Here is a 13,956-nt window from a genome sequence, read left to right on the forward strand (position 1 = left end):
AATCAATGGCTATCAGACAATCTTGCCAATCCAGCGCGAATCCAATGCCTCCCCGAAAATCCGTGAACAACCTTTTTTATGGGCGTTCGGCGGCTCAGAAGCGCTTACGTAGGATCTGCGAAGCCGAAAGGCAGACCTGCGGTCTGCATAGCGAATGAATTCGCCCCCACAGAAGAGCAAGGCCCCACGGCTTCAGTCGAAGCGGTAGATATCCATCCCCAGCGCACCCAGGGTGAAGCCGCTGTGCACCAGGCCGAAACGGTCGCCGGCGCCACGGGCGAAGTAGAGCGGCAGCAGGTGTTCGTCCCGGGGATGGTTGCGGGCGGCGTGAGGGGCGAGGCGGCGATAGTCGTGCAGGGCGGCTTCGTCGTCAGCCTCCAGGTGCGCCGCCATCCAGTCGCGGAACTCCTTGGCCCAGGGTGTGATCACGTCCGGGCCGGCGCGCCAGTCCAGTTCGCCCAGGTTGTGGGTGATGCTGCCGGAACCGATCAGCAGGATGCCGCGCTGGCGCAGGCCGGCCAGGGCACGGCCGACGCGGGTCTGGAAGGCCGGGCCGAGGCGGGTGGGCAGCGACAGCTGGACCACCGGGATGTTGGCATCCGGGTACATCAGCGACAGCGGGACCCAGGTGCCGTGGTCGAAGGGGCGCTCCGCATCGACTCCGGCGGTAAGGCCGGCTTCGGTCAGGAGGTTGGCGATTTCCCTGGCCAGTTCCGGCGCGCCGGGGGCTGGGTACTGCACGGCGTAGAGCGCTGATGGGAAGCCGTAGAAGTCATGCCAGGTCTCCGGCTGGGCACCGCCGCTGAGCAGCAGGCGGTCGCTTTCCCAGTGGGCGGAGACCACCAGGATCGCCTTGGGCCGCGGCAGTGCATCGGCCAGGGCCTTGAGTGCCGGGCCGCTGGCCCCGGGTTCCAGGGCGAGCATGGGGGAGCCGTGGGAGATAAAGAGGCTGGGTAGCATTTCGGAATTCCTCCGGTAGGATGCGGGCATCATCCGGGCTGGATATATCGATTTCCAGTATAAATATTTGAGCTATTTGATCGAATTGATGGAGGAATCATGGACGAGCAATTCTGGCAGGCGCGCTGGGCGGAGAATCAGATCGGTTTCCATCAGCGCGAGACCAACCCCTACCTCGAACGTTACTGGCCGCAGCTGCAACTGCCTGCCGGTTGCCAGGTGCTGGTACCCCTGTGCGGCAAGACCCTGGACATGCTCTGGCTGGCCGGGCAGGGCCATCGGGTGCTCGGCGTGGAGCTGGCGGAGCGCGCGGTGGAGGACTTCTTCGCCGAGCAGGGGCTTGAGTCCGAGGTGTCGCAGCACGGGAATCTGCGTCGCTACAGGGCGGGCGCCATCGAGATTCTCCAGGGGGATTTCTTCGCGGTGACCGCTGCCGATGTCGCCGATTGCCGGGCGCTCTACGACAGGGCGGCGCTGATCGCCCTGCCGCAGGGCATGCGTGACGACTATGTGGCGCATCTGGAACGCATCCTGCCGTCGCCCTGCGATGGGCTGCTGGTCACCCTGGATTACGAGCAGGCCCGTCTGGACGGGCCGCCGTTCTCGGTGTCGGAAGCCGAAGTGCGCAAACATCTGGAGGCGGGCTGGGAAGTGGAAATGCTCGAGCGCTGCGATGTGCTGGAGAAGAACTGGAAGTTTGCCTCCCGTGGGCTGGATAGCCTGCATGAGCCGGTGTTCAGGCTGCGTCGGCGGTAGATTGCGTCAGGGCAGGCCTCCGGCCTGCATAGCGAATGAATTCGCCCCCACAAGTTGAAGAGCAAAAAGCCTGGCGGCGCGCGGACAGCCCCCTCTCCCTCTGGGGCGCAGAGCGGGGCAGGGGTAAGGGCTGTTAGGGCTCCGCTGGGAGCCCGAAATGCGACTGCAAGGCCCAATCGCGAACGAATTCGCTTCCACTGGGCCTTTCTGCAGACAAAAAAAGGGCGGCCCATGGGCCGCCCAAGTCAGTGTGAATCGTTTCAACCGCGGCGGCGCAGGGCCTCGATGCGGTCTTCCAGCGGCGGGTGGCTCATCAGCAGGCCGGCGAGGCCGTGCTTCAGGCCGCCGTTGATGCCGAAGGCGGTCAGGCTGTCAGGCATCTGCACCGGCACACCCTGTTCGGCGCGCAGGCGTTGCAGGGCGCCGATCATGGCGTTGGTGCCGGCCAGGCTGGCGCCGGCTTCGTCCGCCTTGAACTCGCGGCGGCGCGAGAACCACATGACGATGATGCTGGCCAGGATGCCCAGGACCAATTCGGCGAAGATGGTCGCGATGAAGTAGCCGATGCCCGGGCCTTCTTCGTTCTTCAGGATCACCTTGTCGACGAAGTTGCCGAAGATACGTGCAAAGAACATCACGAAGGTGTTCACCACGCCCTGGATCAGCGCCAGGGTGACCATGTCGCCATTGGCCACGTGGCCGATCTCGTGGGCCAGCACGGCCTTCACTTCATCGGGCGAGAAGCGCTCCAGCAGGCCCTGGCTCACCGCCACCAGCGCGTCGTTCTTGTTCCAGCCGGTGGCGAAGGCGTTGGCCTCGTAGGCGGGGAAGATACCGACCTCGGGCATCTTGATGCCGGCTTCGCGGGACAGCTGCTCGACGGTCTGCAGCAGCCATTGCTCGTGGCGGGTACGCGGTTGGGTGATGATTTCGGTGCCGGTGCTCATCTTCGCCATCCACTTGGAGATGAACAGCGAAACCAGCGAGCCGGCGAAGCCGAACACGGCGCAGAAGACCAGCAGGCTGCCGTAGTTCTGGCCCGTGAAACGGTCCACCCCCAGTAATTTCAGGGTGATGCTGGCAATCACCAGTACTGCAAGGTTCGTGGCCAGGAACAACAGAATGCGCATCATGATTGGAACAGTCTCCTCACGGCGGAAAGCGTTTTGGTATGCGGGGTATATAAGGGGCGGCCCTGGCGTATTCAACCGGGGACTATTTCAAACTATGTCGCCTGTCGCGTCTGATTCACTTTCGAAGACTAGACGAGCCAGGCGCGCGAGGCGCTCGCTGTCGGCGCTGCGCAGGGCTTCGCGCAGTTGCTGCGCAAGGCTGGCGCGGACCCGCAGGATGCTGGGTGGCAGGTCCGGTGGATTGGCCCGTGCGGCGGATAGCGAGCGGGACAGCCGGAGAAAGCCTTTTTCGGTCAGGACCGCCTGGTCCAGGGCCTCGAAACGGATGCTGCTGTCGAAGCGCAGGTAGCCTTCGTCGGCGAGCCAGAGCAGGGCGCCCAGGCAGCTCTCGTGGCGCTTGCTGGGCAGGCCGAACTCGTCCGGCTCGGACGGGCCGATCAGGTCCTCCACGTAGAGGGCTATGCGCCGCGGGAAGGCCTGATACAGCTGCAGCAGGCCGGCGGCGCAGTCCTTGTAGAAGTCGTCGATCTGCAGGTCCGTCATAAAAACCTTAAAAATCAATATGTTGAGCGCGTGAGCTGGCTGGAAGACTACGCAGCATTTCTACGCAAATCACTACCCATCACTCTCGGGCGTGGAGTGTACCCGAAGGCGGGCAGAGGGGCCGTGTGTCTTTCGCTACATCTATGTGCTCTTGCTGGGCTCATTGGCTTTCCGGTCTGCCACGGTGTAGTGGCCATCTGTTCTTGATGACGGCACTCCAACGCACCCAATCAAAACGCGGGATGGCTATCACAACGTAAGTGTCTGGCTGCTGGTATTCCTGTAATGAGTAGGAATGATTTCTTCATAAATCAAAATTAGACTATGGAAAGTTGGGTGATGGAAGGTAATAACAGTAATGATGGTTTTGTATTTTCGACCGCGAGAAGAACGAGACTCGGCACCCCATCGCGTCTCTGGACGACATCTACACCTTTGCGGAACAGCTTAAAGGAACCATCGCGTTCTATGAGTAACCATCAGACCCCGCTTCGCGCGGGCTTTGTCGTTTCTACTAGGACGTTTCCCACCTCGTACCCCGTGCCCCTACCCACCGGAAATAAGAAAGCCACCGCAATATGTAATGCCCAAGGGGAAGGACTGCGATGGCTTTCTGTCCTCTTCACGGGACACCTTCATCATACGCCGCGTGTACGCGGGCAAGCGTGACGGGGACGGACGGCGGAAGGAAAAGAGGCCGCCACGGCTGCGAGCATCACACGGGGAATGCCGTGACGACCTTAAGAGCACACCCCCGCACTCACACGGGGTAACTGTTAAGTTTAGATGACAGTCAGCAGGATTTCAGTACGATAGTTCCAAACGCGAATACCTTTCCAATGCCCCCCCCGCCAGCCGGGATTACACAGAGCGGGGACGTTTCCAAACTACCGGATACACTGGCAGGAATGGAGCACTACAAGGGGCAAGGATGGAAAGGGAATTTATTCTGGCGGGGATAAGCGCCGCCATCTGGTTAATGCATATGGGCCTGATTGCTGCTGTCAGTTACACCAGCGATGCAGACGAAGAAAGAAGCCTGAAACGGGTGAATGCCCTTGTGCTTGCGACTGTTGCCACTGCCGGTTGCTTTGCCCTGTATCTGGCGATGACGCTCCCGTAGCTTTTCCCCGGCCCAAATAAAAAGCCACCGCGTTTACGTATGCCCGATGGGGAAAGGGCTGCGATGGCTTGTTGTCCTCTTATGGGACATTTCCAGAATACGCCCTAGGCATGTGGTACGCCGCGAGGGTGACAGACGGCTGCACGTTCATCAGCCTGTTGGCGTTGGGTGTCCTGGTCCTTGGCACGGTTGAGCATGCTATCCGACTTCAACTGGGCAACCAGTAGCGCTCCACGTTCTCGGGCGAGGCGCTTGTTACCAGTCTTCAGGCACTCGCTGAGCACCCTGCGATGGCCGAAGTGAGGGCGGACGTCAGCGGGAATGTCGAGGCGAGCGTGCCAAGTGTCGCCGCGAAGGCTGAGGTGATCTTTCTGCGTTGTCATGGGTAGACCCTGAGAGAGTTCTACCCATCACCCTACGCAAGAATTCTACGCAACTGCAGGGCTGGAGCCCTTGAAGGCCGGGGCTTCCAGCGCTTCAGGGTGGAAGCTGTAGATGTCGTCGATCTGCAGATCCATTGGCCGTTACTGACGATACGACTTGAGGAAGTTGCCGATACGGCCGATGGCCTGCTCGAGGTCGTCGACGCGGGGCAGGGTGACCACGCGGAAGTGGTCCGGCCAGGGCCAGTTGAAGGCGGTGCCCTGGACGATCAGCAGCTTCTCGGAGAGCAGCAGGTCGAGGACGAACTTCTCGTCGTTGTGGATCGGGCAGACCTTGGGATCGATCTTCGGGAAGGCGTAGAGCGCACCCATGGGCTTGACGCAGCTGACCCCGGGGATGTCGTTGAGCAGCTCCCAGGCGCGGTTGCGCTGTTCCAGCAGGCGGCCGTGGGGCAGCACCAGGTCATTGATGCTCTGGTAGCCGCCGAGGGCGGTCTGGATCGCATGCTGGCTCGGCACGTTGGCGCACAGGCGCATGTTGGCCAGGATGTCGATGCCTTCGATGTAGCTCTGGGCCTTCTGCTTGGGCCCGGAGATGGCCACCCAGCCGGAGCGGAAGCCGGCTACGCGGTAGGACTTGGACAGGCCGTTGAAGGTCAGGCAGAGCACGTCCGGCGCCAGGGAGGCGGTGGAGATGTGCACGGCGCCGTCGTAGAGGATCTTGTCGTAGATCTCGTCGGAGAAGAGCACCAGGTTGTGCTGGCGCGCCAGTTCCACCATGCCTTCCAGCACTTCCTTGGAATATACGGCGCCGGTGGGGTTGTTCGGGTTGATGATCACCATGGCCTTGGTGTTCGGGGTGATCTTGGCCTTGATGTCTTCCAGGTCCGGCCACCAGTTGGCCTGCTCGTCGCACAGGTAGTGCACCGGCTTGCCGCCAGCGAGGCTCACCGAGGCGGTCCAGAGCGGATAGTCCGGCGCCGGGATCAGCACCTCGTCACCGTTGTTGAGCAGCGCCTGCATGCACATCACGATCAGCTCTGACACGCCGTTGCCGAGGTAGATGTCCTCGATGCCGATGCCTTCCACCTGCTTCTGCTGGTAGTACTGCATCACGGCCTTGCGCGCGCTGAACAGGCCCTTGGAGTCGCTGTAGCCCTGGGCGGTGGGCAGGTTGCGGATGACGTCCTGGAGAATTTCCTCAGGCGCCTCGAAACCGAACGGCGCCGGGTTGCCGATGTTCAGCTTGAGGATGCGGTGGCCTTCCTCTTCCAGGCGCTTGGCGTGCTTGAGCACCGGTCCGCGGATGTCATAGCAGACGTTGGCGAGCTTGTTCGATTTGCTGACCTGCATGATGCGTAACTGTCCCGAGATGAAAAGGGTCGCGCCGGGCGACGGGGATCGATGCGCCTTGGCAGCCTGTAACGCCGCTGCCAGACTGGCGTCTGATGAACCGCGCATGATACGTGCGGCCCGATGGCCCGAAAAGGTCGGGACCGGGCTTTTTTACCATTGCCGAGGACTGTCATGGACAAGCTAGAGAAACCCCTGGAAACCTGGCGCGAGGAGCTTTCCGACACCCAGTTCCACGTTTGCCGCCTGGGCGGTACCGAGCGAGCCTTCACCGGCGAGTACTACGCCACCAAGACCCCGGGCATCTACCACTGCGCCTGCTGCGGCGAGGCGCTGTTCGATTCCGACGCGAAGTACGATTCCGGCAGCGGCTGGCCGAGTTACTTCCAGCCGGTGGGCAAGGATGTCATCGCCGAACGCGAGGACTCCAGCCACGGCATGCAGCGCATCGAAGTGCGCTGCGCCCGCTGCGATGCGCACCTGGGCCATGTCTTCCCCGACGGCCCGCGGCCCACCGGCCTGCGCTATTGCATCAATTCGGTGTCGCTGAAGCTCGAACCGCGCTGAATGCCTTTCCTGTAGGAGCGAGCTTGCTCGCGAAGGCTCGCAAGGCTGTTCGCGGGCAAGCTCGCTCCTGCCTGTGCCTGGCGTGGAAGCTCCGAAATTTAGATTGCACGCAATTTAATTGATGACTATCTTTTGTCTGTCATCCTTTCCCAGAACAGGTCCAGGCCATGAGCGACAAGCTTCTCGATATCCCCGTTACCACCATCCAAGGCGAGCAGAAGACTCTCGCGGACTTCGGCGGCAAGGCCTTGCTAGTGGTCAATACGGCCAGCAAGTGCGGCTTCACCCCGCAGTACAAGGGGCTGGAAAGCCTCTGGCAGCAGTACAAGGACAAGGGGCTGGTAGTGCTGGGCTTCCCTTGCAACCAGTTCGGCAAGCAGGAGCCGGGCGACGAAGGCGCCATCAGTGAGTTCTGCGAACTGAACTTCGGCGTCAGCTTCCCGTTGTTCAAGAAGATCGACGTCAACGGCACCGATGCCCACCCGCTCTACGTGCAGCTGAAGAAGCGCGCCCCGGGTCTGCTGGGTAGCCAGGGCATCAAGTGGAACTTCACCAAGTTCCTGATCAGTCAGGACGGCCAGCGGATCAAGCGTTTCGCGCCCACCACCAAGCCGGAAGAGATCACTGCCGAGATCGAAGCCCTGCTGAAATGAGCAAGCTGCCCATCGAACCCGAGCTTCTGCTGGACAACCAGCTCTGCTTCAAGCTGTACGCCGCCTCCCGCGCGGTGATCCGTGGCTATCGGCCGCTGCTGGAGCCCCTCGGCCTGACCTACCCGCAGTACCTGGTCATGCTGGTGCTCTGGGAGTGGCACGTCCGGCCGCCGGAGCAGCCTACGGTCAAGGCCCTGGGCGAGCGCCTGCTGCTGGATTCCGGCACCCTCACGCCGCTGCTCAAGCGCTTGGAACAGCTCGGCCTGGTACGGCGTCAGCGCGCCGCCCACGACGAGCGCGAGGTGCACCTGGCGCTGACGGAGGAGGGCACGGGCCTGCGGGACAAGGTCATGCCGCTGCGCAACGAACTGATCTGCTCGAGCGGCCTGGACCTCAACGAGATGGCGGAACTGCGCGAGCGCCTCGGCGAGCTGCTGGGTCAGCTCATGGGGTTGCCTGAGTAGCAGGCAGCCAGCTGTCGAGCAGGGCCACCAGTTCTTCCCGGCGGAAGGGCTTGGCCAGGTAGTCGTCCATGCCGGCGGCGCGGCAGCGTTCGCGTTCGTCCGGCAGGGCGTTGGCGGTCAGGGCGATGATCGGCAGGTCCGGCCAGCGGCCGCTCTGGCGGATGCGCCGGGTGGCTTCGTAGCCATCCATTACCGGCATGTTGCAGTCCATCAGCACCAGGTCGACCGGGTTCTGCTCCAGGCGGCTGAGGGCCTCGGCGCCGTGGCTGGCCAGCAGCACTTCGCAACCCAGCTTGGCCAGCATGCCCTTGGCCACGAGCTGGTTCACCGCGTTGTCCTCCACCAGCAGCACGCGCGCGTTTCGGTGCTGTGGCTCGGGCGCTGGCGGAGGCGCTGTGGGTGCCTCTTCCGGCAGTTGCAGCAGTACCTGCCGCAGGGCCTGATAAAGCGCCGCGCGTGACAGCGGTCGGGCCAACTGGTGCAGGGGCGTCAGGGTTGCCGCGCGTGGCGCCGGCAGGAAGCTGCCGTAACCGGTCACCAGCAGGACGGGTGCCTGGACGGTGCGACGCATGCTTTCCAGGCCGTCCGGATTGTCACTGATCAGCAGGTCGGCCTGCACGCCGGCCAGGTTGGCATCGCTGTCGCGCCGCTCGAAGTCGAGATGCCACCGCGGCAGCCAGGTGCCGAGCAGCTCGGCCAGGCCGCTTTTCGCGCTGCACAGGGCGACCACCTTGCCCTGCAGGGGGGGGCGCGGCTCCGGCGGGCTGTGCTCCACCAGCGGCAGCTCGGCGCTGAACAGGCTGCCAAGTCCTTCCTGGGACTTGACGTCCAGCTGGCCCTGCATGGCTTCGCAGAGGTGGCGGGTCAGGGCCAGGCCGAGGCCGGTGCCGCCGAATTGCCGGGTGATCCCCGCGCTGGCCTGGGAGAAGGGCTGGAACAGCTTGGGCAGGGATTCGGCGGAGATGCCGATGCCGGTGTCGCGGACGGTGACCAGTACACCGCCAGGGCTGGGGGCGACGCGCAGGTCGACACGGCCGATGCGGGTGAATTTGAGGGCGTTGGACAGCAGGTTGCTGACCACCTGGCGCACCCGGGTCGGATCGCCCATCACCAGCCCCGGCAGCTGCGGGTCGATCAGGCAGGTCAGTTCCACGCCGGGCGAGGTGTTCTGCGACAGCAGGTTGGCTGTGTCTTCGACCAGGGTGCCCAGGTCAAAGGGAATCTGCTCCAGCTCCAGTTGGCCGGCCTCGAACTTGGACAGGTCGAGGATGTCGTTGAGCAGTTCCACCAGCACGCTGCCCGAGTCGTGGGCGATCTGTAGCTGGCGGCGCTGCTCGTTGCTCAGCGCGCCGTCCAGGGCCAGGTCGAGCATCCCCAGCAAGCCGTTGAGTGGCGTGCGGATCTCGTGGCTCATGTTGGCGAGGAAGGCGGCGCGCGCCTTGGCCATCTCCAGTGCCGTGCTGCGAGCCGCTTCCAGCTCCTGGTTGTAACGGCTGAGGCGGCTGTTGGCGGCCTTCAGTTCGGCGGTGCGTGCCGAGACTATGTTCTCCAGCTCGGCGAGGTACTGGGTCAGGCGCTGGTCGGCTTCCCGGCGCTGGTGCATCTCGGCGGAAAGGCTGGCCAGCTGCCGGTTGATCACTTCCACCAGCACGCCGATCTCGTCCTGTTCGTGGCCGGGCGGGCAGGGCAGCTTGGTGTCCGGTGCGGCGCGCGGGTCGCGCTCGCTGAGGGCGCGGATCAACCCCACCAGGGGCTTGGTCAGCATGCTGTAGAAGAGCACCAGGAGGATCAGCGACAGCAGCAGGCTGCGCACGAAACCGCTGAGGAGGGTGAGCATGGCGCGGCGCAGGAAGTGGCTGCCGAAGGCGAAGGTGTCCACTTCCAGGCGCAGCACGCCGAGGGTCTCGTTGGGTGCATGGATGATGTAGAGCGGGTCCTCGAACTCGCGACGCTCGTCGAACAGGTAGTCGCTGAAGATGCGGAAGTCGCTCTCGGTGCGCGGGCGACTGACGCTGGCCAGCACCGCACCGTTGTTGTCGATGATCTCGGCGCGTATCACCGCCGGCGAGCGCAGGAGGCCGAGCACCAGTTCCTGGGCGAGTTCGGCATCGATGTTGTAGGCGATTCGGGCGGCGGGGCTGTGGGCGATCTCGAGGAGGGCCTTGATCTCCCGGTCGATCGAGGCGTTTTCGTTGAGGTAGTCGCTGGCCACCTGGATGATGCTCAGGACGGTCCCGAGGATGAACGCCACCAGAACCGTCAGGCTGGCCTGTTTGAACGACAGCCGTTGAGTCAGCGGAATATCCATTGGCGGTGGGATTGGCCTTGTTCCGAGGGCCTGCCAAGCATAGCCTATCCGGTCTGCCAGCAGTGCGTGGTGACTGCGGCTGAGCCAAGGAGTTGACCGTGGATTCCCGTTTGAATGCATTTCTCGAGCGTGCCGATGCCGTGCTGGCTCGCCTCGAACCCCTGTTGCCGGCGACCCGCCCGGCCATCGACTGGCAACACTGCCTCGCCGCGCGTTGGCACCGTGAGGGCCGCAGCGGCTACCTGCAGCCGCTGGCGGTGAGCCTGGACCTGTCCCTGGCCGACCTGATCGGCGTCGACACCCAGCGCGAGCAGCTGGCACGCAACACCCGCCAGTTCGTCGACGGCCTGCCGGCCAACCATGCCTTGCTCTGGGGTGCCCGTGGTACGGGCAAATCCTCCCTGGTGCGCGCCTTGCTGGCCGAGCATGCGGGCGCCGGGCTGCGCCTGATCGAGATCGAGCGCGACCACCTGGCCGACCTGCCGCGCGTGGTGGAACAACTGGCCGGGCAGTCGCAGCGCTTCGTGCTGTTCTGCGACGACCTGTCCTTCGAAGCGGGCGAGGGCGACTACCGTGTGCTGAAGAGCGTGCTGGACGGTTCCCTGGAGCGCGCGCCAGACAACGTGCTGCTCTATGCCACCTCCAACCGCCGTCACCTGGTACCGGAGAAGCAGAGCGACAACGAGCATTGGGAGATGGTCGACGGCGAGTTGCATCCCAACGAGGCGGTGGAGGACAAGATCGCCCTGTCCGACCGCTTCGGCCTCTGGCTGTCCTTCTATCCCTTCACCCAGGACCATTTCCTCGCCGTGGTGCGCCACTGGGTCGGCGTACTGGCCCAGCCCGCCGCGCTGGACTGGGAGTGGACCGAGGAGCTGGAAAAACTGGCGATTCGCTGGGCCCTGGGGCGCGGCAACCGCAACGGCCGTTGTGCCTATCAATTCGCCCGCCACTGGGTCGGGCTGGCTTTGCTGGAGTCTTCCAAATGATCGACCTGCAACAGGCCGGCGCCGGCCTTTCCGGCTATGCGCTGTTGGCCGCCCAACTGGAGTCCCTGCTGGCTGACGAGCGCGATTTCATCGCCAACAGCGCGCAGTTCTCCGCCTTCCTCTTCAACGAGCTGGCGGACCTGAACTGGGCCGGCTTCTACCTCAATCGCAACGAAGAGCTGGTGCTCGGGCCCTTCCAGGGCAAGGTGGCCTGCGTGCGGATTCCCTTCAGCCGTGGCGTCTGCGGCGCCGCGGCGCGTACCCGGGAAACCCAGCGTGTGGAAGACGTGCATGCCTTCCCCGGGCATATCGCCTGCGACAGCGCGTCCAACAGCGAGCTGGTGGTGCCCCTGGTCAAGGATGATCGCCTGATCGGCGTGCTTGACCTGGACAGCCCGAAAGTGGCGCGCTTCACCGCAGAGGACCAGGCCGGCATCGAACATCTGGCGGCCATTTTCCTGCGCCTGACCGACTGCTGACAGCGCATTTCGTAGGGTGGACATCGCTTTCCATGTCCACCAGCGGAGTTCGGAGTGGCCTCGTTGGTGGATGTAAAAAGCGACATCCACCCTACAGGTCCCGCGCACCCGTGGCCCGTCCTAACTAATCGATGTGCGCCGCATTGTTCAGCGAAACGCCACCGACCCATCCTGCGGACTGCGCTGCAAAGAAAAAGCCCGGACTGGTCCGGGCTGCTTCGTCGGGATAATTGGAACGTTCAGGCCCGGCCGCTGAGCTTGGCCAGCATCTTCTGCTCCGCCGGCACCACGGCCTGCACCGAGTCCCGCGCGGTGATGCGCTCGTAGTGCGCAGCCAGTCGTGGCCAGCGTTCGGCGTCCAGGCGCTCGCCGCCGTGCTCCATATTGATCAACTGCGTGGTAAAGGCGAGATCCGCCATGGTCAGTCGCTCGCCGACGAAGTACTCGGCGCTGCCCAGGGCTTTTTCCAGGTAGTCGAAGTGGGGCGGCAGCTTGTCGGTGAGGGCGGCCTGCACCGCGGCTTCATCGCAGGGTTGGCCCATGGTGGGTTTCAGCGCGCGGTTGCGGAACACACCGAAGGTGGCGAGCGGCGCGACTTCGTAGTCCGAATATTTCTCCAGCCAGCGCACCCGTGCGCGCTCCTCGGCATCACGGCCGTACAGCGGGGCGAGCTGAGGATGCTTCTCCTCCAGGTACTGGCAGATGACGCTGGAGTCAGCGAGGGTCACGTCGCCGTCGCGCATCGCCGGAATCCGCCCCAGCGGGCTCAGCTCGCGGAACCAGGCGGGCTGGCCAAAGGGGGTGACGAATTCGAGTTGGTAGTCCAGGCCCTTCTCCAGCAGGTAGAGGCGCACCTTGCGCACGAAGGGGGACAGCGGGGCACCGTAGAGGGTTGGGCTCATCGGGAGGTCCTTGTCTGAGCGGATCAGTCGTAGATGTTCTTCTTCTTCCAGTCGTCGTCATCATCCAATGACTTCAGACCTTCGGTCAGCGTGCTGGTTTCGTCGGCCTCGGGTTGGGTGGACTCCAGCACCAGCGCATTGGCCCGGGCGAGCTGTGCCTTGAGTTGTTGTTGCTGGTTCTGATAGCGAACCGGGTCGGGTTGCTTCTGCAGATACTGGACGCCGCGTTCGAAGGCCAGGCGGGCTTGGCGCGGCTGGTGTTCATGCAGGGCCTGCAGGCCGAGGTTGGTGAAGAACTCGACGTGCAGCTGCACCAGCATGTCGCGGATTTCCTTGACCCAGTTCTTCGCATCCGGGGCGGACAGCAGGCCGTCCTGGGCGGCGCGGTTGATCTGGCCGTGAAGGGTTTCCAGCTGGAAGCGGACTTCCTTGGCCTTGGCTTCGCTCTGAATCTTCTGCGGCGCATTCGCCACCGGGATGGATTCGCCCTGGCCCGCCAGCGCGCCTAGTTGCTCCAGACGCGCCTTGAGGGCAGCGTCGCGCTTGTCCGCTTGCAGCAGGCGCTCGCCCAGCTGCAGTTGCAGGTGGGTGAGCAGCAGCTTGAGGGCAGGGGAGACCATCTGTCCTGGCAGGGTTTCGGAAAGGTCGGCGCAACGGCGGATGCGGTCGCTGAGGTCGGCCTTCAGGCGAGCCTTCTCCAGTTTGCTGTTCTCCACCACATGATTGATGTAGCCAATGACGATGAGGATGACGATACCGACAACGATCAACAGGGTGATCACGAGTGGCGACATCTGCAGGGCTCCGATGTTCATGTCAGGTGCGGGCGAGTGTAGAGGCTCGCCGCGGAGCCTTCATAGAGGCGGGTCAAATTTTGATCGGAAGTCTTTGATTTTAAAAAGTTTTCGATAGAGGGTTGACGGGTGTTCAAAGCCTCCATAGAATGCGCGCCACTTCGACGCGATGCCAGTGGTAGCGCGATGAGGCCGGAAGAAAGCGTCAAAGCTGTTGTAAGTTCCGGGCCGCGTCCCCTTCGTCTAGTGGCCTAGGACACCGCCCTTTCACGGCGGTAACAGGGGTTCGAGTCCCCTAGGGGACGCCAATTTCGAAGTGTTATGCGGGAATAGCTCAGTTGGTAGAGCACGACCTTGCCAAGGTCGGGGTCGCGAGTTCGAGTCTCGTTTCCCGCTCCAGATTAAAAGGTAGGGCCTCAGGGTCCTGCCTCCCGAGCCTGAAAAGGGTGAGGGAAGCGCTCTGACGAGCGCGGCTGTAAAAGTTGCATGCGGGAATAGCTCAGTTGGTAGAGCACGACCTTGCCAAGGTCGGGGTCGCGAGTTCGAGTC

General features: G+C 63.4%; 14 protein-coding genes and 2 tRNA genes. 9 read left to right on the plus strand and 7 right to left on the minus strand.

Features of this window, described 5'->3' with window-relative positions:
* Nucleotides 1–192: 192 nt before the first annotated feature.
* Complete coding sequence (locus E8F11_RS26100; RefSeq protein ID WP_280291819.1) at nucleotides 193–960, minus strand: class III extradiol ring-cleavage dioxygenase; 768 nt, start codon at nucleotides 958–960, stop codon at nucleotides 193–195.
* Nucleotides 961–1,059: 99 nt separating this feature from the next.
* On the opposite strand from E8F11_RS26100, the gene E8F11_RS26105 reads away from it, so the two are divergent.
* Nucleotides 1,060–1,716 carry a thiopurine S-methyltransferase gene (locus tag E8F11_RS26105; RefSeq protein WP_280291820.1) on the plus strand — a complete coding sequence of 219 codons (657 nt, stop codon included), beginning with the start codon at nucleotides 1,060–1,062 and terminating at the stop codon, nucleotides 1,714–1,716.
* 260 nt (nucleotides 1,717–1,976) lie between these two features.
* Here E8F11_RS26105 and htpX read toward each other — a convergent pair whose 3' ends face one another.
* On the minus strand, nucleotides 1,977–2,849 hold the full coding sequence (gene htpX, locus E8F11_RS26110; protein ID WP_280291821.1) for a protease HtpX: 873 nt from the start codon (nucleotides 2,847–2,849) through the stop codon (nucleotides 1,977–1,979).
* Between the two features lie 87 nt (nucleotides 2,850–2,936).
* Nucleotides 2,937–3,392, minus strand: coding sequence for a hypothetical protein (locus tag E8F11_RS26115; protein WP_280291822.1), 456 nt, complete (start codon nucleotides 3,390–3,392; stop codon nucleotides 2,937–2,939).
* 931 nt (nucleotides 3,393–4,323) lie between these two features.
* Between E8F11_RS26115 and E8F11_RS26120 the strand changes: the two genes are divergently transcribed.
* A complete protein-coding gene (locus E8F11_RS26120) occupies nucleotides 4,324–4,515 on the plus strand; it encodes a hypothetical protein (protein ID WP_280291823.1) in 192 nt (63 codons plus the stop codon).
* 524 nt (nucleotides 4,516–5,039) lie between these two features.
* On the opposite strand, the gene E8F11_RS26125 is transcribed toward E8F11_RS26120, so the two are convergent.
* Nucleotides 5,040–6,251 carry a pyridoxal phosphate-dependent aminotransferase gene (locus E8F11_RS26125; protein ID WP_280291824.1) on the minus strand — a complete coding sequence of 404 codons (1,212 nt, stop codon included), beginning with the start codon at nucleotides 6,249–6,251 and terminating at the stop codon, nucleotides 5,040–5,042.
* 174 nt (nucleotides 6,252–6,425) lie between these two features.
* Between E8F11_RS26125 and msrB the strand changes: the two genes are divergently transcribed.
* The 3 genes from msrB to E8F11_RS26140 all read left to right on the plus strand — a co-directional run bounded on the left by msrB (nucleotide 6,426) and on the right by E8F11_RS26140 (nucleotide 7,935).
* Nucleotides 6,426–6,818 carry a peptide-methionine (R)-S-oxide reductase MsrB gene (msrB, locus tag E8F11_RS26130; protein WP_280291825.1) on the plus strand — a complete coding sequence of 131 codons (393 nt, stop codon included), beginning with the start codon at nucleotides 6,426–6,428 and terminating at the stop codon, nucleotides 6,816–6,818.
* Between the two features lie 167 nt (nucleotides 6,819–6,985).
* Complete coding sequence (locus E8F11_RS26135; protein ID WP_280291826.1) at nucleotides 6,986–7,471, plus strand: glutathione peroxidase; 486 nt, start codon at nucleotides 6,986–6,988, stop codon at nucleotides 7,469–7,471.
* Nucleotides 7,468–7,935, plus strand: coding sequence for a MarR family transcriptional regulator (locus E8F11_RS26140; RefSeq protein ID WP_280291827.1), 468 nt, complete (start codon nucleotides 7,468–7,470; stop codon nucleotides 7,933–7,935). The genes E8F11_RS26135 and E8F11_RS26140 overlap by 4 nt, the downstream gene beginning before the upstream one ends.
* Here the strand turns inward: E8F11_RS26140 and E8F11_RS26145 are convergent.
* The gene (locus E8F11_RS26145) at nucleotides 7,916–10,243 is read right to left on the minus strand and encodes a response regulator (protein WP_280291828.1); all 2,328 of its coding nucleotides are present in this window, start codon (nucleotides 10,241–10,243) and stop codon (nucleotides 7,916–7,918) included. The two genes, E8F11_RS26140 and E8F11_RS26145, sit on opposite strands and share 20 nt — an antisense overlap.
* Before the next feature lie 98 nt (nucleotides 10,244–10,341).
* Here E8F11_RS26145 and E8F11_RS26150 point away from each other — a divergent pair, with 98 nt between their 5' ends.
* Both E8F11_RS26150 and E8F11_RS26155 read left to right on the plus strand, forming a co-directional pair.
* Nucleotides 10,342–11,232: an ATP-binding protein gene (locus E8F11_RS26150; RefSeq protein WP_280291829.1), complete on the plus strand. Its 891-nt coding sequence runs from the start codon at nucleotides 10,342–10,344 to the stop codon at nucleotides 11,230–11,232.
* Nucleotides 11,229–11,711: a GAF domain-containing protein gene (locus E8F11_RS26155; RefSeq protein WP_280291830.1), complete on the plus strand. Its 483-nt coding sequence runs from the start codon at nucleotides 11,229–11,231 to the stop codon at nucleotides 11,709–11,711. The genes E8F11_RS26150 and E8F11_RS26155 overlap by 4 nt, the downstream gene beginning before the upstream one ends.
* A 239-nt stretch (nucleotides 11,712–11,950) precedes the next feature.
* Here the strand turns inward: E8F11_RS26155 and E8F11_RS26160 are convergent, their stop codons facing one another.
* Nucleotides 11,951–12,613, minus strand: a complete 663-nt coding sequence (locus E8F11_RS26160; protein WP_280291831.1) for a glutathione S-transferase family protein — start codon at nucleotides 12,611–12,613, stop codon at nucleotides 11,951–11,953.
* 23 nt (nucleotides 12,614–12,636) lie between these two features.
* Nucleotides 12,637–13,407 carry a hypothetical protein gene (locus E8F11_RS26165; protein WP_280291832.1) on the minus strand — a complete coding sequence of 257 codons (771 nt, stop codon included), beginning with the start codon at nucleotides 13,405–13,407 and terminating at the stop codon, nucleotides 12,637–12,639.
* 232 nt (nucleotides 13,408–13,639) lie between these two features.
* On the opposite strand from E8F11_RS26165, the gene E8F11_RS26170 reads away from it, so the two are divergent.
* Both E8F11_RS26170 and E8F11_RS26175 read left to right on the plus strand, forming a co-directional pair.
* Nucleotides 13,640–13,715 (plus strand) — tRNA-Glu (locus tag E8F11_RS26170).
* Between the two features lie 15 nt (nucleotides 13,716–13,730).
* Nucleotides 13,731–13,806: transfer RNA gene (locus E8F11_RS26175), tRNA-Gly, on the plus strand.
* Nucleotides 13,807–13,956 lie beyond the last annotated feature (150 nt).

The organism is Pseudomonas sp. BN417, from assembly GCF_029871205.1.
Classification (GTDB): Bacteria; Pseudomonadota; Gammaproteobacteria; order Pseudomonadales; family Pseudomonadaceae; genus Metapseudomonas.